Origin of the sequence: Pseudomonas sp. IT-P253 (assembly GCF_949768125.1) — a bacterium.
Taxonomy (GTDB): Bacteria; Pseudomonadota; Gammaproteobacteria; order Pseudomonadales; family Pseudomonadaceae; genus Aquipseudomonas.
In genome coordinates, this window is record NZ_CATKPT010000033.1 from 270303 (window position 1) to 287746 (window position 17444).

The window sequence follows — 17444 nt, forward strand, 5'->3', positions numbered from 1 at the left end:
GGCGCTTGATGCTCATGACTCCGACCCTCCCCCGCAGACCCCGCTGGCGCAGCCTGGCCCTGCTCGCGCTGTGCCTGGCGCCGTTGCTGTGGCCGCTGGAGCACTTGGCTGAGCGTTATTACCGCAATGAACTGGCTGGGCAGAACCGTCAGACCCTCGACCTCTACGTCGCCAACTTGCTGGGCACCCTCCACCGTTACGAAGTGCTGCCGCAGATCCTCGGCGACCTGCCGGCCCTGCGTGCGGTCCTTGGTGCGCCGGAAGACGGTGTCACCCAAGGCAACGCCAACCGTTTGCTGAAAAACATCAGCGCCCAGACCGGCGCCGAAGTCATGTACCTGCTGGACACCACCGGCAAGACCCTCGCGGCTTCCAATTGGGACAAGCACGACAGTTTTGTCGGGCGCAATTTTTCCTTCCGGCCGTACTTCAGCGAAGCCATGGCGGGACGGCTGGGACGCTTTTTCGGCTTGGGTACAACGTCCGCCAAGCGCGGCTACTTCTTCGCCGCAGCGGTGCGTGATGGCGAGAAAATCCTCGGCGTTCTGGTGGTCAAGGTCGACCTCGACCACACCGAAAGTCTCTGGGGAAAAACCCCGGAACAACTGCTGGTGACTGACCATAACGGCGTCGTCATTCTCACGTCGCGGCCCGAGTGGCGTTTCCGCTCGACCCGCGAATTGAGCGTGGAAGAAAGCCAGGCCATTACCACGATCCAGCCCTACCCGACCCGCGATCCCAAGACGTTGACGCTCAACCCCAATGCCTGGCTGATCCAGACTCGTCCGATCGAAGAAACCGGCTGGAGTGTCAACATCCTTGCACCCCGTACGCTGATCGATCGTCCGGTGCGCACCGTCGTCGCCATTGGTGGGGCAACGTTGTTGGTACTCATGCTGTTGCTCGGTCTGATGATGCAGCGTCGCCGCCATTACCTGGAACGGATCGCCTTCGAAGCCAAGGCCCGTCGCGAACTGGAAGGTCGGGTCGCCGAGCGGACCAGCGATCTGGAAGGCCTTAACCGCCGACTGAAACAGGAAGTACTGGAGCGCGAACAGGCCCAGCAAGAGTTGGTTCGCGCCCAGGATGATCTGGTTCAGGCCGGCAAGCTTTCAGCACTGGGCACCATGTCTGCGAGCATCAGCCATGAACTGAATCAACCGTTGGCGGCGATCCGCAGCTACGCGGAAAACGCCGAAGTGTTGCTCGACCATCAGCGCACCGACGATGCGCGTGGCAACCTCAAGTTGATCAGCGAGCTGACCGGGCGCATGGCCTCGATCATCGCCCACCTGCGTGCCTTTGCCCGGCGCGATCGCCATGCCCCGGAAAGCGTCGCCCTGCAACCGGCGCTGGACGATGCATTGGCCTTGCTGGCCAAACGGCGGCGAAGCATGGAGGTCGAGTTGATCCGCGATCTGCCGGCCGCGACCCTGTGGGTCGAGGCCGGGGAAACCCGCCTGCGCCAGGTGCTGGGCAATCTGCTGGCCAACGCGCTGGACGCGCTGACTGAAAAAGGTCCGCCGCGTAAACTCTGGTTAAGTACCCAATCCACTGCCGAGGGCGTCAATCTGTACATTCGCGACAACGGCCCCGGCTTTTGCATGGAAGCCCTTGGCCGCGCCAGCGAACCCTTCTACACCACCAAAACCCGCACGCAGGGCCTTGGTTTGGGACTGGCGATTTGCGAAACCCTGATGCGTGCCTTCGGTGGTGAACTGTCGTTCGCCAACCACAAGGAAGGCGGCGCGCTGATTACCCTGAAGCTGCGCGCCGGCGCACCGGGCGTAAGCCTGCAACCCTCCGAGGACCGAAGTGCATGACCATCGACAACCGCATCCAGGTCGTGCTGATCGACGACGATCCCCACCTGCGTCAGGCCTTGAGCCAGACACTGGATCTGGCCGGGTTGAAAATCCTGCCGCTGGCCGAAGCCAAAGGCCTCGCCGCGCAACTGGAGCGCGACTGGCCCGGCGTGGTGGTCAGTGACATCCGGATGCCTGGCATGGATGGTCTCGAATTGTTGACCGAACTGCACACTCAGGACCCGGAGCTGCCGGTGCTGCTGATCACCGGCCACGGCGATGTGCCGCTGGCGGTGCAAGCCATGCGCGCCGGGGCCTATGACTTTCTGGAGAAGCCTTTCGCCAGCGACGCCCTGCTCGACAGCGTGCGCCGCGCCCTGGCCTTGCGCCGGTTGGTGCTGGACAACCGCAGCCTGCGTCTGGCCCTGAGCGATCGCAACGAATTGAGCACCCGCCTCGTCGGGCAATCGGCACCAATGCTGCGTTTGCGCGAGCAAATCGGCGCTTTGGCGGCGACCAAGGCTGACGTGCTGATCCTCGGTGAAACCGGGGCGGGCAAAGAAGTGGTGGCCCGGGCACTGCACGATTTGTCGAACCGTCGTAACGGTCCGTTCGTGGCAATCAACGCCGGCGCGTTGGCCGAATCGGTGGTGGAGAGCGAGCTGTTCGGTCATGAGCCAGGCGCGTTCACCGGCGCGCAGAAACGCCGCATCGGCAAGTTCGAATTCGCCAATGGAGGCACCCTGTTTCTCGATGAAATCGAAAGCATGAGCCTGGACGTACAGGTGAAATTGCTGCGCTTGCTGCAAGAGCGGGTGGTCGAGCGCTTGGGCGGTAATCAGCTGATCCCGCTGGATATCCGCATCATCGCGGCGACCAAGGAAGACCTGCGCCAGTCCGCCGATCAGGGGCGCTTCCGTGCCGACTTGTATTACCGCCTGAACGTCGCGCCGTTGCGCATTCCTGCGCTACGCGAGCGTGGCGAAGATGCGCTGATGCTGTTCCAGCATTTTGCCGATGAAGCCAGCGCGCGCCACGGGTTGCCCCCTCATGAATTGCAACCGGGGCAACGCGCCCTGCTCCTGCGCCACACCTGGCCGGGCAACGTGCGCGAACTGCAGAACGCTGCCGAACGCTTTGCCTTGGGCCTGGAACTGGCACTGGACAACCACACGTCGCAAGGCGCTGGCGGCTCAATGGTTGAGGTGGTCAGCGGCGGCCTCAGCGAGCAAGTGGAACACTTCGAGAAGAGCCTGATCGCCGCCGAACTGGCGCGGTCTCACAGCTCCGTACGCAGTCTCGCCGAAGCGCTGGGTATTCCGCGCAAGACCTTGCACGACAAACTGCGCAAGCATGGGTTGAACTTCGCCGACGGTGGCGCCAGTAGCCAGCACGATGATCTCGAGTGAACTGCCGTCAAATCATCATTTTCAAACAAGAGGCCTATGAATGAACCGCGACAGTCGTCACCTGGAATCAGTCCTCCATCGCGATATTCCCCTGACGCGGGAAATGGGCATCAAAGTGCTCGACTGGCACGACCAGCAGTTACGTCTGTACTTGCCGCTGGACGCCAACATCAACCACAAGAGCACCATGTTTGGCGGCAGCCTGTATTGCGGCGCGGTACTGGCCGGTTGGGGCTGGTTGCATCTGCGCCTGCGTGAAGAAGGGATTGAAGACGGGCACATCGTGATTCAGGAAGGGCAGATCAGCTATCCGTTGCCGGTGACCATCGACGCGACAGCGATATGCCAGGCGCCAAGTGCTGCAGTGTGGAAGAAGTTTCTGGCGATGTATAAGCGCTATGGCCGGGCGCGTTTGACGCTGCATACGCGAGTCGTCAATGCCGGGAGTGAAGACGCTGCGGTGACGTTTACCGGGCAATTCGTTCTACACCGCTAGCCGTTATGCGTAGGAGCGAGCTTGCTCCGGGCGGCGTTCCGACGATGGGCGTTAACGATAACGCAGCAATCCTGACAGCCAGCGGTGTTCTCAGGTTCATCGCGAGCTAGCTCGCTCCTACAGGGGGGGGCGCGTTTCTCTGTAGGAGCTGTCGAGTGAAACGAGGCTGCGATCTTTTGATCTTCAGGCCCGAGCCAACGCCAGCAATTTCTCCCGCCAAGCCGCCTTCGCCGGCAGCGCCAGGAAAAACTCATTCAACAGCGATTCCCGCGCCGGATAACAAAACGGCGCACCGCTCAGATCCAGCACCTCGCCGCCCGCCCCTTCCAGCACACCCTGCGCCGCCGCCGTGTCCCACTGCGAAGTCGGTGCCAGGCGCGGGTAACAATCCGCCGCCCCTTCCGCCAACAAACAAAACTTCAGCGAACTGCCGATATTGGCCAATTGAAGCTCACCCAGGCTGTCGCTCAACCCGGCCAGCAAGCGCTCCTGCTCGGGGCTCGAATGCCGACGACTGGCGACCACGGTAAACGCTTCACCCGCCGCAGGAACGTCGCGAACCTGAATCGGCATCGGCTCACCGCCCTGGTCGCCACGCCATGCACCCAACCCTGCGCCACCGACATAAAAACGCCCGTTGGTCGGCATCGAGACCACACCAAACACCACCCGTCCTTGCTCGATCAGCGCAATGTTGACGGTGAATTCTTCGCTGCCCGAGATGAATTCCTTGGTCCCGTCCAACGGGTCCACCAGCCACCAACGCTGCCAACCGGCGCGTACGCTTTGAGGAATGTTGGCGTCCTCTTCGGACAGTACCGGGATGCTCGGGTCCAGCGCCGTCAGGCCGTCCAGGATCAAATGGTGGGCCGCCAGGTCGGCGGCGGTGACCGGCGAATCATCGGACTTCGCCGTGACCGCTACATTCGCGCGCCAGAACGGCAAAATAACTTCGCCAGCCTTCAATGCCAGTTCAACGACCGGCGCCATCAATGGATGCGGAAAATTCATGGCAGAAACACCCCACGCTGAGTCAGTAAATCACGGGCCAGATACAACGCCGCCAAGGCACGGCCTTCAGTGAATTGCGGGTTTTGGGCCAGCGCCGACAGCTCACGCAGGTTGACCTTGTCCACGCCCATCGGCTCGGGTTCGTCGCCCTCCAGACGGTCTTCATACAGATCGGTGGCCAGCACCACCTGAATCTTCTGGCTCATGTAACCGGGTGACAACGACAACTCGGTCAGATGCTCCAATTGACGCGCCCCATAGCCAGCCTCTTCCTTGAGCTCCCGCTCTGCGGCCGCCAACACGTCTTCGCCCGGCTCGATCAACCCCTTGGGCAAGGACAACTCGTATTCGTCGGTGCCGCCGCAATACTCTTCGACCAGCACCGCGTGGTCCGCATCGAGCATCGCCACAATCATCACTGCGCCATAACCGGCGCCCTTGCCGACCAGTCGCTCGTAAGTGCGCTCCACGCCATTGGAAAAGCGCAATTTCAGCTCTTCGACGCAGAACAAGCGGCTGGTGGCGACGATCTCGCGGGCCAGTATGGTGGGTTTTTGGCGCATGAAAAGCTCCTTGGCGTGAACGCGTTACTATACCCGGCCTATCCTGATTGTTTACCTCGGATCTGTTTTTTACCGCTGGAGAGTTTTTATGCCCTTGCTGCCCTGGCACGACATCGACACCGTTTTGCTGGACATGGACGGCACGCTGCTGGACCTGCACTACGACAACCATTTCTGGATGGAACACCTGCCGCAGCGTTACGCCGAATTGCACGGGGTGAGCCGCGCCATGGCCGAGATGGAATTGCAGCCGCTGTTCGAACGCAATGCGGGCCAGCTGCAGTGGTATTGCCTGGATTTCTGGAGCGCCGAGCTGAAACTGCCGGTACGTGAACTGAAGCTCGAAACCGCGCACCTCATTGCCCTGCGCCCGGATGCGGACACGTTTCTGGCGGCACTCAAACAGGCCGGCAAGCGCGTGGTGATGATTACCAATGCGCACCGTGATTCCCTGTCATTGAAGCTGGAAAGAATCGAACTGGCGCCGTTCTTCGAGCGGTTGATCAGCTCTCACGATTACGGCTTCGCCAAGGAAAACCCGCAGTTCTGGGATGCTTTGAAGGCGGATATCGGATTTGACCCGGCACGCAGTCTGTTTATCGACGATACGTTGCCGATCCTGCGCAGTGCGCGCAATTTTGGTGTGGCGCATTTGTTGGCGGTGAGCGAGCCGGACAGCCGCAAAGGGCCGAAGGACACGGCGGAATTTGCGGCGGTGGGGGATTATCGGGAGCTCATTGCAGGGCTCTAATACCGAGTCGCTTGCTCGCGATGGCGGACTTAAAGTTATTCAGGAATCCGCAACGACTGCCCCGGATAAATCTTGTTCACATCCTTGAGCATCGGTTTGTTGGCATCGAAGAACTTTTGATACTTGTTGGCATCACCATATACCTCAGCGAAATGGCGCTGAGGGTGTCGCCCTTCACCACCGTGACAAACTTCGCGGCCACCACCACTGGCTCGGTCACGGTGATCTGATCATCGACGCTGCCGACACCTTCAATATTGCCCATAGCCAGCAGGATCTTTTCTTTTTCTTCCTGGCTCGCCACATCACCGGTCAATGACGCCGCTGACCCCCAAGCGCTAGAATCCGCACCTTCCCGCGCCTTGGAGCGAAGATGGACATCAAGCAGCTGAAATTCCTCATCGCGCTCGACGAGACCCGACATTTCGGCCTGGCCGCCGCACGCTGTCACATCACCCAGCCGACCCTGTCCATGCGCCTGCGCAGCCTCGAAGAAGAACTTGAGTTGCCACTGGTCAACCGTGGCCAACGCTTCGAAGGGTTCACCGCCCCGGGCGAACGGGTGCTGGCATGGGCGCGAACGGTGCTGGCGGCCTGCGACGGCTTGCAGGCCGAAGCGGCGGCCTGTCGCGGCAACCTCGTGGGCACGTTGCGGTTGGGCGTGGTGCCGCTGTCGAGCTTCGATCCACTGCCGCTGATGCAACGCTTGCACGCGCAGCACCCGAATCTGCGCTTCGAGCTCTCGGCCCTCAGTTCCGAGCAGATTCTCGAACAGTTGGCGAACAACCGCCTGGACCTCGGCGTGTCGTACCTGGAACGCCTGGACAGCGAACGCTTCGATTCCCTGGCGCTCAACGAAACCCGCATGGGCCTGCTCTACGATCAGCGCTTCTTCAGCTTCGATGAGGCGCCATTGAGCTGGGAGTCGCTGATCGAACTGCCGCTGGGCATGCTCACTAGCGGCATGCATTTTCGCCAGTCCATTGACCATAACTTTCACAGTCGTGGCCTGACACCGCAGCCGTTGCTGCAGACCGATGCCGTCCACCAATTGTTACAAGCAGTGCACGGCGGGTTCTGCTGCGCGGTAATGCCTTTGGACGGTGGCCTGGAAAACCTCACCGACCATTTGCGTCTGCAACCGATCGAAAACGCCCAGACCCTCGCCCGGCTGGGGCTGATCATGCGTCGCAGCGCGCCACGTTCGGCACTGGCAGAAGCCTGTTTCGCGCTCTATCAGCAATCGCCGACGGGCTCTTGATCGACGGCATCTATCAGCAGATCAGTAATAGCGATTAGACGCGACAAGTTGACGCGCCTAGGCTTATAGCTGACCAAACCGTCGGTGATGCCTCATGAACACCAAGCGCCCTGCCTGCGCGGCGCCTGCCCTCGAAACACCCGCGCCCGCTGCAAGCCAGACCTACAGTTACTGTGACCTTCAATACACCGAATCGGCCAGCACCGCGCTGGCTGAAGAGGTCGCGTTGGCGATCGCCTATAACGGCATCAGCCAGGCTGTGATGCTGGTGACGCCGACGGATCTGGAAGACTTCATCGTCGGCTTCAGCCTCGGCAGCGGGATCATCGAAGACGCCGCCGACATCTATGACCTGCAACTCAGCGGCTCGGGCTCGGCGCAATACGCGCAAGTGACCATCGCCAACCGCGCGTTCTGGAACCTCAAGCAACAGCGCCGGCAGCTCGCCGGCACCAGCGGCTGCGGGCTCTGTGGCGTGGAGGCCGTGGAACAGGCGTTGCCAGACCTCAAAGTGCTGCCCGGCGCACCACTGCCGCCTGCCGAATGGCTCGACGGACTGCGCCAGCGCATCGGCGCTTTTCAGCCGCTGGGCCAGCATTGCGGCGCGGTGCATGCGGCGGTGTTCATGAACGGCCAGGGAGAATTGCTGCTGGGCCGCGAAGACATCGGCCGGCATAACGCCCTCGACAAGCTGATCGGCGGGCTGATCCGTCAGAAGATTCCGATCACCGGCGGCCTGGCCATTGTCACCAGCCGCTGCAGTCTCGAATTGATCCAAAAAGTATTGCGCGCAGGTATCCAGACCCTGGTCAGCCTGTCGTCGCCCACGGGCCTTGCCGTGCAATGGGCCCGTCGCCATAACCTCAATCTCATCCACCTGCCGCAGAAAAGTGCACCGCGGGTCTACAGCCCAGCGATGGAGAACCAAGCGTGAGTCAACTTCAACAACCCAACCAGAATCCCGTCCCCCGCTACAAGCCCTATAAAGGCGCGGCCGGTGGCTGGGGCGCGCTGATCAGCGTTGCCCATGCCTGGTTGAACAGCGACAACGCGCTGAAAAACCTGCGAATCATGCTCAAGACCAACCAGAACGGCGGCTTCGACTGCCCAGGTTGTGCATGGGGCGATTCTCCGGAAAAGGGCATGGTGATGTTCTGCGAAAACGGCGCCAAAGCCGTGAACTGGGAAGCGACCAAACGGCGCGTCGATGGCGCGTTTTTCGCCAGACACAGCGTTAGCTCGTTGCTGGAGCAAAGCGATTATTGGCTCGAGTACCAGGGCCGTTTGACCGAGCCGATGAGCTACGACGCTGAAACCGACCGCTACAAACCCATTAGTTGGGAAGCCGCCTTCGCGCTGATCGGCAAACATTTGCGGGGCCTGTCGAGCCCGAATCAGGCCGAGTTCTACACTTCGGGCCGCGCCAGCAACGAAGCGGCGTTCCTCTATCAATTGTTCGTGCGCGCCTATGGCACCAACAATTTCCCCGACTGCTCGAACATGTGCCACGAAGCCAGTGGCGTTGCGTTGGCGCAGAGCGTTGGCGTCGGCAAAGGCACCGTGACCTTCGACGACTTCGAACACGCGGATGCGATTTTTGTCTGGGGCCAGAACCCTGGCACCAACCACCCGCGGATGCTCGAACCGCTGCGCGAAGCGGTGAAACGCGGGGCGCAGGTGGTGTGCATCAACCCGCTGAAAGAGCGCGGCCTGGAACGCTTCCAGCACCCGCAACACCCGATCGAGATGCTCACCAACGGCGACAAGCCGACCAATACCGCGTACTTCCGTCCGGCATTGGGGGGTGACATGGCGATCCTGCGTGGCATGGCGAAATTCCTGCTGCAATGGGAGCGCGATGCCCAGAAGGCTGGCAAGCCGGCGGTGTTCGATCACGACTTCCTCAATGAACACAGCGTCAACGTGCTGGAATACCTTGGCGTCATTGACGACACCCCGTGGGAGCAGATCGTCGAGCAGTCCGGCCTGACCCTGGTGGAAATCGAGCAAGCGGCGCGCATGTACGCCCAGAGCAAAAGCGTGATCATGTGCTGGGCGATGGGCATCACCCAGCATCGCCATTCGGTGCCGACCATCCAGGAAATCGCCAACCTGATGCTGCTGCGCGGCAACATCGGCCGGCCCGGTGCCGGCCTGTGCCCGGTGCGTGGCCACAGTAACGTACAGGGCGACCGGACCATGGGCATCAACGAGCGTCCGCCAGCGGCGTTCCTTGATGCCCTGGAGCGTCGTTTCCAGTTCAAGGCGCCGCGTGAAAATGGCCACAACGTGGTCGAGGCAATTCATGCCATGGCCGACGGCCAGGCGAAAGTCTTTATCGGGCTGGGCGGCAACTTCGCCCAAGCCACCCCGGACAGCTCACGGACCTTCCAGGCCCTGAGCAACTGTGACCTGACCGTGCAAATCAGCACCAAACTCAACCGCAGCCATTTGGCGCACGGTAAAGAGGCGCTGATCCTGCCGTGCCTGGGCCGTACCGACATCGACATGCAGATCGAAGGCCCGCAAGCGGTGACCGTCGAAGACTCGTTCAGCATGGTTCACGCCTCTAACGGTCAATTGCGGCCGCTGTCGAACCAGATGCGCTCGGAGCCGTCGATCATCGCCGGCATCGCTGCCGCCACCCTGGGCAGCAACCCGGTGGACTGGAACTATCTGGTCGCCGACTACGACCGCATTCGCGACCTGATTGCCGACACCATTCCGGGCTTCCGGGATTTCAACGAGAAGGTCAAGAACCCGGGCGGTTTCTACCTCGGTAACAGTGCCAACGCCCGCCAGTGGAACACCGCATCGGGTCGCGCCAATTTCCGGGCGAACGTCCTGCCTGAAGACCTGGTGCATGAACGCACTCGCGCCACCGGCGTGTTGCCGGATTTGATCATGCAGTCCATGCGTTCCCACGATCAGTACAACACCACGATTTACGGGCTCGATGACCGTTATCGTGGCGTGAAGGGTCAGCGCGATGTGTTGTTCGTCAACGAAGCCGACATCATTCGCCTGGGGTTCAAGCCGGGGCAGAAAGCCGACATCGTCTCGATTTGGGATGATGGCCGTGAGCGTCGAGTGAAAGGTTTCACGCTGCTGGCGTTTGATATTCCCGCAGGGCAGGCCGCCGCGTATTACCCGGAAGTGAACCCGCTGGTGCCGCTGGAGAGCATCGGGGATGGCAGCCATACGCCGACGTCGAAGTTCGTGGCGATTCGGTTGGAAGCGGCGAGTGCAACCGGACTCATCATGGCAAAGTCGGCTTAACGTATCGCCTGATCCGGCCTCATCGCGAGCAAGCTCGCTCCCACAGTTGATCTATAGCGAACACAGCATTGGTGATCGACCAAAATCCATTGTGGGAGCGAGCTTGCTCGCGATGACGTGGGATCTGGCAATACATGTATCCGCAACCTTGCGATTACGTTCCAATCGCCCACAAAAAAGGCCGCTTTTTTGCAAAAACGGCCTATCCGAAGTAGCTAAAGACCGGCTAAATTCGCTTAAGTTCCGCCTAAAAAACAGTAACTTATAGAAATGTGATGAAGTCGTGTTACTCGTCGGATTTCGATTGTCACAACTATGACACAGCCTCAGGATCGCGCCGTCATCCCCTTGAGGTTCCTCTATGAAGTTCTCCTCGATTCTCTTGTTGTCCCTTAGCCTGGCTAGTGGCATCGCTTCTGCCGGCGGCACCGCTGAAGCAGGTGTGGGCGGCGCATTGGGCGGGGTTTTGGGCTCGGTCGTCGGTCAGTCACTGGGCGGCAATACAGGTTCCACCATCGGCGCAGCCCTGGGCGGCGCGGGTGGTAGCGCCGTCGGCGCAAACAAACACAGCCGTGGCGAAGCCGCCATTGGCGGTGCGTTGGGCGCAGCGGGCGGTAACGTGGTCGGCCGCAGTATGGGCGGCACTGGCGGTAGCCTGATCGGCGCCGCAGCAGGCGGCGGCGCCGGTGGCGCGCTGGGTAACTACATGGGTAACCAAAGTAATGGCGGCGACGACGATGATGGTCATCGTCACGGCCATGGTGATCGTCGCTACTACCGTGACTACGACGACCATCCCGGCCGCGGCCATGCCTATGGTCATCGCAAGCATCACCGGTACTATCGCGACTGAGGATTGAATCGCCTCGTTTGCCGGTCAGTTAAAAGTCGCAGCCAAGGGCTGCGATTTTTTTTGCCCGTCAAACCACCAACCGTTCCAGCGCCCCGCGTAATCCGGCAGGAATCGCCACGGGCTGATTCGACGCCCGATCCACGAACACATGCACAAAACGCCCGGCCGCACAGGCTTCGTCTTCCCCTTGTTTGAACACGGCCAATTCGTACTGCACCGAACTGTTGCCCAACTTGCCCACCCGCAGACCAATCTCTATACGATCCGGGAAAGCAATGGATGCAAAGTAGTCGCAGGCCGAACTCACCACAAAACCCACGACGTCACCGTCGTGAATATCCAGGCCGCCGACTTCGATCAGGTAAGTGTTCACTGCGGTGTCGAAGAAGCTGTAGTAGGTGACGTTGTTAACGTGGCCGTAGGCGTCGTTGTCGTGCCAGCGGGTGGTGATCGGCTGAAATTGGATGTAGTCACTGCGTTGGGGCATCGGGTCGGACATCAGCGTCGACTCCTGGAGTTGGATTGCGAGTTTAAGGCGAAAACCGCGTTATCGTTCTTCGCGAGCAGGCTCCCACATTGGATCTCGGTTGTACTAAAAATCGGTGTTCACTGAAGATCAATTGTGGGAGCGAGCCTGCTCGCGATGGCGTCATTAAAGACGCTATAAATCAGCAAACCCTTTACCCACTGCCGCCAATTCGCCAATCAAGCGCGCCGGCTTCCAGTGATCGCCTTGATGGGTCTCAAGCAGCATCAACCGCTGATGTATATCCCCCAACCCTTGCTGATCCGCCCAGGCCATCGGCCCGCCCTTGTCCGCCGGGAAGCCGTAACCATTGAGATACACCAAATCGATGTCATGCGCAGACGCGGCAATCCCTTCCTGAAGGATTTTCGCGCCTTCGTTGACCAACGCCAGCAAGCAGCGCTCCAGAACCTCCTCAGGGTCAATCTCGCGACGCTGGAAGCCCAACTCTTCGCTGACCTCCAATACCAGTGCATCGACCGCTACGTCGTGCTCAGCCTGACGACTGCCCGGTTCATAGTGGTAATAGCCGTTGCCACTCTTCTGGCCAAAACGCCCCCGTTCGCACAGTCGGTTATCCACTTGAACCTCTGCCGCATCCTGACCTTTGCCTGCCAGTTCCCGAGCGCGCCACTGCAGGTCGATGCCGACCACATCGAACATGCGGAACGGCCCCATGGCGAAACCGAAACCTTGCAGCGCCGCATCCACCTGGTAGGGGTAGGCGCCCTCCAGCAGCATCTTGCGCGCTTCAAGCACGTAGGTATTGAGCATGCGGTTGCCGATGAAACCGTCGCAGTTGCCCGCCACCACGCTGACCTTGCCCATGCGCTTACCCAGCGCCTGGGCCGCATCGAGCACCGCCGGCGCGGTTTGAGCGCCGCGAACGATTTCCAGCAGTTTCATGATGTGCGCCGGGCTGAAGAAGTGCAGGCCCAGCACCTGGCGCGGGCGGCGAGTCGCCGCAGCAATGGCGTCGATGTCCAGCGCCGAGGTATTGCTGGCCAGAATCGCTTCGGGTTTGAGCAGCCCATCCAGTTCGCGGAAGATTTTCTGCTTGAGCTTGAGGTTTTCATAAACAGCTTCGATCACCAGATCAACCTCACGGATCGCCGCATAATCGGCAGCCGTCGTGACCCGTGCAATGCGAGCGTCTGCCTCAGCCTGATCGATACGCCCCTGTCGCACGTTGTGGGCATAGGTCTCAGCCACGGCAGCGAGCGCTTGCTCAAGCATCTGCGGATTGTTATCGACCCATTGCACCGGCACGCCGGCGTTGGCCAGGCACATTACAATGCCGCGGCCCATGGTTCCCGCGCCGATGACGGCAGCGCGCTGAATGTTGAACGGTGTCTGGCTCATGGTTGTTCTCTTGTTGGCGATCCAAAGACAGTCCTCACCATAGTCAGCCACCGCACACTTTTGAAATTTATTCCTGTGATGAGCAACATTCAGCGGATGGATGCGCCTCGAAAACACTGAAACCCCTGTAGGAGCGAGCTTGCTCGCGATGGTGTTTCAGTCGACATCTCTGCAGCTGACACTCTTTCGCGAGCAAGCTCGCTCCTACACAAGGGACACGGTTCGGCCTGACAGATGAGTTTCGGCCCACGCCCGGACTTCGCCATAGGGATAATCCTCCAGCACCGCAAACCCCGGGATCGACCGCGCTTTGAGCTTGGTAAATAGCGGCACGCTGATCCCGCACAGGAATCGCGTCACGCGCTCAGTCGAAGGAACATGGCCGGTGTGCTGTTCGTGCCTGTGGATAAAATCACCGCACAACGCTTCGAAATTTTTATCCACAAGCGCCGGCAACACAGGTGGCGCTGGCAGTCTCGCCACCGCCCCGTGACACACCGAACAATGCCCGCATTGTTGCGGCGCATTGTCGTCGCCGAAATACTCGGCCAGGCGATACCCCAGGCAGCGATCAGTGGCGAACAGGTTCAGCATGGCGTGAATCCGGGCGATCTCCGTGCGCTCATGCTGAGTGAAACAGGCATGCAGTTCTGCACTCAGCGCCTGACTGTCGACGTCCGTTTGCAGCAGGCTGTAGACCTCGGTCATCTGCTTGCTTTCCAGCTCGACCCAGCCCTTCTCCTGAAAATAATCCAGTGCCTTGACCACTCGATCGCGCCCGGCCTGGTGTTGCTCGTACAGCGCGTCGAAATTTACCGTGGCCCAGGTTCGCGCGCGGCTAGAGGTCTGGATGATCGCCGCGACAAAGTCCCTGCGCTCACCTTCGAAACGGGCCAACAATACTTCCGGTTCCTGCACATACTTGAAGCGATATTCCGCGTAATAGGCGTAACGCGGCGCGATGATCCCGCGCAGTTCCAACTGCACCAGCAGCGTCTTGAGCGGTAGCTGACGGATGTTGCTCTGGTCCGCCAGTGGCCCCAGCATAAACTCCCACTGCCCTTCGGGCGCGGCAGCTTGCAGCTCGTCGAGCACGTAGCGGATGCCGTCCAGTTCCGGCGTGTCGCCGTAGACGAAGTTTTCCAGCACATTGAGGCTGTCGCGGTTGGCCAGGACCAGGCAGTCCGACGGCTGCCCGTCTCGTCCGGCACGGCCGATTTCCTGGCTGTAGTTTTCGATGGATTTGGGCAGGTCGAAATGCACCACGTTGCGGATGTCACTTTTGTCGATGCCCATGCCGAACGCGATGGTGGCGACGATGCAATTGGACTGCCCGCCCATGAACCGTTTCTGGATCGCTTCGCGTTGTTCGTGGGGCAGGCCGGCGTGATAGGCCTCGGCCTGGATGCCGTTGCGGACCAGATGCTCGGCGATGTGCTCGGCGGTTTTCTGCAGGGTGACGTAGACGATGCTGGGCTGGTTGGGACGCAGGCTCATCCATTCGACAAGGCGTCGGCGTTTATCCTGACCGCGCACCGGCTCCACCAGCAAGTGCAGGTTCGGCCGGTAGAAACCGGTGGTCACGACGTCTTCGTGTGCGATGGCGAACTTGGCCTCCATGTCGGCGATCACTTTGGGCGTCGCGGTGGCGGTCAGCAGCAGCGCCTGAGGGATGTTGAACTGGCGCTGATAGTCGGGGAGCTTGAGGTAGTCGGGGCGGAAGTTATGGCCCCACTCCGAGATGCAGTGCGCCTCGTCCACCACCAGCAATGAGATTGGTACCTGCTGCAAGAAATTGCGAAAACGCTCGTTCTTCAAACGCTCCACGGAAATCATCAAAATCTTCAATTCGCCGGACTTGGCGCGAGCCATCACCTCGTTGGCGTCATCGCGGTTCTGGGCCGAATCGATACTGCCCGCCGCAATGCCGTGGCGCTGCAAAAACGCCAACTGATCCTGCATCAACGCCAACAGCGGCGAGACCACCAGCGTCAGGTGCGGCAGCAATAAGGCCGATAATTGATAACAAAGGGACTTGCCCGAACCCGTGGGGAAAATCGCCGCCGCCGAGCGCCCCGCCAACACCGCGCTGATCGCCGCTTCCTGGCCGGGCCGAAACTGTGGATAACCGAAAACCTGTTCCAGGGTGTTGTGCATAAGCTGTCACTCCGTTGACCGCTGCGAAGCCCAAAGCCTAGCCGGTGATCGCAGCGAGTCGAGAAAAGGTCGGGGGCAAAAACGATACGGGATGATACAGCGGATGGCGCGAGGGCACGGTAAGGCTTGAGCGATGAGGTGACTTGGCTGGCCTCTTCGCGAGCAGGCTCGCTCCCACAGTGGATTTGTGGTGATGCACATACCCTTGTGGGAGCGAGCCTGCTCGCGAAGAGGCCAGCCAAGTCACCACAAAAATCATAACCCTACTCAGACACCAACACCGCCACCCGCAGCGGCTCAGCGCCTGGCTCTCGCTCGCGGCAGCCACTACAGACCTAATTCCCTTTTAGTGCTTAACCCAGCATTTTCGAAATGCCCTACAACTTCTGGCGCACTCCATACTGGGATTTGCTGCGCAACGCCTGACCATCCCGTAGGAAACTTCACCTGCAGCAGTTTCGCTGGCAAAACCCTCGAAAATACGTAGGCCCCTTCCTCAAAGCCCGGTAATCCCCCTACGAACCCCGTCCATTGCAGCCGTATTGCCGCGCAGCCTCTCGCCCTTCTATAGTTTTCGGCGCGGCCGAAACAGTGTGTCGGCCTGCCAGGCGAGACTGCCCGACTTCCCAAAGGACTGACCTAGATGCAAGACCGCTATCGCCCACTCAAAAGCAGCTACAGCGACACCCCGGTATTGGTCATCGACACCGAAGCAGACCCTCACGAAATCCTCGACGCCGCCCGACAACGCATCCGCGCCGCCAGCGACCTGCTCGAAACGCTTTACTGCCTGTGTTTCAAACAAGCCGACGCCAGCGACATCCCCAACATCGTCAATGCGCTCTACCTGCTGACCCAGGACGGCAACGAACTCCTCGAAATCGCCCGACAACGCCTACCAAAACCCACCACCACCTAATCCCCCTGTAGGAGCGAGGCTTGCCCGCGAAGAACGATAACGCGGTGAACCTGATGAAAACCAAATTGCCCTACGACGCTAATGCCGATCAATTAAGCCGTAACGCGATCTGTAGCAGCTGGCGAAGCCTGCGTTCGGCGGCGTAGCCGTCGTGAAATCAGCCGACGCGGTGCATCAGAAACACCTCGTGCACAGTTTTTACGACGGCTTCGCCGCCGAACGCAGGCTTCGCCAGCTGCTACAGGAAGCGTGTTGCGCCTGAGATTCTTAACTGACAGTCATTAGCCTACGACGCTTGGTTCAAAGCACAGGTACAAGCTAGCCTCGACGACTCTCGCCCAAGCATTCCAGATCAAGAAGTCAGACGCCTGATGGCACTTAAACGAGCGCAATTGCGTAAACGATAAGTCTGTCAGCAACGCCCTATCAAAGCTTCGGCACGGTCCTACAAAAGAAGACGCCTTGTCGCCTATCGCCAACCGGCGACCCACACCTATAGTCCGACTGTCGCTGCCAAATCAGCGACTCGGGCTTGGTCACTCGACAAAGAGAACGCATATTCCTAATTAAGTAGAGGTGTTCTTCAATGACCACATTAAATCCGCTTCCAAGCCGCTACCGCCCACTCCAATCCAACCTCACCGATTCCCCGCCCCTGATCATCGACACAGAGGCCAACCCGCAAGACATCCTCGAAGCCGCCCTCCAGCGCATCCGAGCCTCCAGCGAACTGCTCCGAACCCTGCACTGCCAAAGCTTCGAACAAGGCGATCTCGAAGACATTCCCCACATCACTCACGCCCTCTACCTCCTGACACAGGACGGCTGCGATCTACTCAAGGTGGCCCAACAACGCATGCTGAACTGGAAAGCCCCAGCCTGAGGTTGAGTGAACAGATCGTTCCCACGTTCTGCGTGAGAACGATCAAACACCCGTTACAACCAGACCTGATCGCCGATAAACGCAAAGCGTTGAAAGCCGTCATCGAACACTGGAGATAACCATGAGCAAGTTTTTTGATGAACTGATGGGAAGCGTCCAAGAGATGAAC

At 60.1% G+C, this 17444-nt stretch carries 15 protein-coding genes and 2 pseudogenes; 11 read left to right on the forward strand and 6 right to left on the reverse strand.

Features of this window, described 5'->3' with window-relative positions; translation table 11 throughout:
- Positions 1-14 precede the first annotated feature (14 nt).
- From ACM6IR_RS18510 to ACM6IR_RS18520, 3 genes are read left to right on the forward strand one after another with little or no spacing between them, the layout of a single operon-like run.
- Positions 15-1823, forward strand: coding sequence for a sensor histidine kinase (locus ACM6IR_RS18510; RefSeq protein WP_414909029.1), 1809 nt, complete (start codon positions 15-17; stop codon positions 1821-1823).
- Positions 1820-3214, forward strand: coding sequence for a sigma-54-dependent transcriptional regulator (locus ACM6IR_RS18515; protein WP_414909030.1), 1395 nt, complete (start codon positions 1820-1822; stop codon positions 3212-3214). Before ACM6IR_RS18510 ends, ACM6IR_RS18515 begins: the two co-directional genes overlap by 4 nt.
- 40 nt (positions 3215-3254) lie before the next feature.
- A complete protein-coding gene (locus ACM6IR_RS18520; protein WP_414909031.1) occupies positions 3255-3710 on the forward strand; it encodes a YiiD C-terminal domain-containing protein in 456 nt (151 codons plus the stop codon).
- A 183-nt stretch (positions 3711-3893) separates the two neighbouring features.
- Here ACM6IR_RS18520 and cysQ read toward each other — a convergent pair whose 3' ends face one another.
- A complete protein-coding gene (cysQ, locus tag ACM6IR_RS18525) occupies positions 3894-4721 on the reverse strand; it encodes a 3'(2'),5'-bisphosphate nucleotidase CysQ (protein WP_414909032.1) in 828 nt (275 codons plus the stop codon).
- Positions 4718-5284, reverse strand: coding sequence for an ADP compounds hydrolase NudE (gene nudE, locus ACM6IR_RS18530; RefSeq protein ID WP_414909033.1), 567 nt, complete (start codon positions 5282-5284; stop codon positions 4718-4720). The genes cysQ and nudE overlap by 4 nt, the downstream gene beginning before the upstream one ends.
- An 88-nt stretch (positions 5285-5372) precedes the next feature.
- Between nudE and yrfG the strand changes: the two genes are divergently transcribed.
- Entirely contained in the window at positions 5373-6035 is a 663-nt protein-coding gene (yrfG, locus tag ACM6IR_RS18535; protein WP_414909034.1) for a GMP/IMP nucleotidase, read from the forward strand.
- Positions 6036-6070: 35 nt separating this feature from the next.
- Here yrfG and lysM read toward each other — a convergent pair.
- A pseudogene (gene lysM / locus ACM6IR_RS18540) lies at positions 6071-6348 on the reverse strand (peptidoglycan-binding protein LysM); the annotation flags it as partial.
- Positions 6349-6408: 60 nt separating this feature from the next.
- On the opposite strand from lysM, the gene ACM6IR_RS18545 reads away from it, so the two are divergent.
- The 4 genes from ACM6IR_RS18545 (at position 6409) to ACM6IR_RS18560 (ending at position 11428) form a co-directional block, all read left to right on the forward strand.
- Positions 6409-7296 carry a LysR family transcriptional regulator gene (locus ACM6IR_RS18545; protein WP_414909035.1) on the forward strand — a complete coding sequence of 296 codons (888 nt, stop codon included), beginning with the start codon at positions 6409-6411 and terminating at the stop codon, positions 7294-7296.
- 94 nt (positions 7297-7390) lie between these two features.
- Positions 7391-8230, forward strand: coding sequence for a formate dehydrogenase accessory sulfurtransferase FdhD (gene fdhD / locus ACM6IR_RS18550; RefSeq protein ID WP_414909036.1), 840 nt, complete (start codon positions 7391-7393; stop codon positions 8228-8230).
- Positions 8227-10575 carry an FdhF/YdeP family oxidoreductase gene (locus ACM6IR_RS18555; protein WP_414909037.1) on the forward strand — a complete coding sequence of 783 codons (2349 nt, stop codon included), beginning with the start codon at positions 8227-8229 and terminating at the stop codon, positions 10573-10575. Before fdhD ends, ACM6IR_RS18555 begins: the two co-directional genes overlap by 4 nt.
- A gap of 361 nt (positions 10576-10936) precedes the next feature.
- Positions 10937-11428 carry a glycine zipper domain-containing protein gene (locus ACM6IR_RS18560; RefSeq protein WP_414909038.1) on the forward strand — a complete coding sequence of 164 codons (492 nt, stop codon included), beginning with the start codon at positions 10937-10939 and terminating at the stop codon, positions 11426-11428.
- Positions 11429-11495: 67 nt separating this feature from the next.
- Here the strand turns inward: ACM6IR_RS18560 and ACM6IR_RS18565 are convergent, their stop codons facing one another.
- The 3 genes from ACM6IR_RS18565 to ACM6IR_RS18575 form a co-directional block, all read right to left on the reverse strand.
- Entirely contained in the window at positions 11496-11927 is a 432-nt protein-coding gene (locus tag ACM6IR_RS18565) for an acyl-CoA thioesterase (protein WP_414909039.1), read from the reverse strand.
- 162 nt (positions 11928-12089) lie between these two features.
- Positions 12090-13316: a 3-hydroxyacyl-CoA dehydrogenase NAD-binding domain-containing protein gene (locus ACM6IR_RS18570; RefSeq protein ID WP_414909040.1), complete on the reverse strand. Its 1227-nt coding sequence runs from the start codon at positions 13314-13316 to the stop codon at positions 12090-12092.
- A 204-nt stretch (positions 13317-13520) separates the two neighbouring features.
- Positions 13521-15473, reverse strand: a complete 1953-nt coding sequence (locus tag ACM6IR_RS18575) for an ATP-dependent DNA helicase RecQ (protein ID WP_414909041.1) — start codon at positions 15471-15473, stop codon at positions 13521-13523.
- A gap of 643 nt (positions 15474-16116) precedes the next feature.
- Between ACM6IR_RS18575 and ACM6IR_RS18580 the strand changes: the two genes are divergently transcribed.
- The 3 genes and pseudogenes from ACM6IR_RS18580 (at position 16117) to ACM6IR_RS18590 (ending at position 17275) form a co-directional block, all read left to right on the forward strand.
- Positions 16117-16392 carry a hypothetical protein gene (locus ACM6IR_RS18580; RefSeq protein WP_414909042.1) on the forward strand — a complete coding sequence of 92 codons (276 nt, stop codon included), beginning with the start codon at positions 16117-16119 and terminating at the stop codon, positions 16390-16392.
- A gap of 287 nt (positions 16393-16679) precedes the next feature.
- Positions 16680-16799: pseudogene (locus ACM6IR_RS18585) on the forward strand (hypothetical protein); the annotation flags it as partial.
- Between the two features lie 179 nt (positions 16800-16978).
- Positions 16979-17275: a hypothetical protein gene (locus ACM6IR_RS18590; protein ID WP_414909043.1), complete on the forward strand. Its 297-nt coding sequence runs from the start codon at positions 16979-16981 to the stop codon at positions 17273-17275.
- Positions 17276-17444 lie beyond the last annotated feature (169 nt).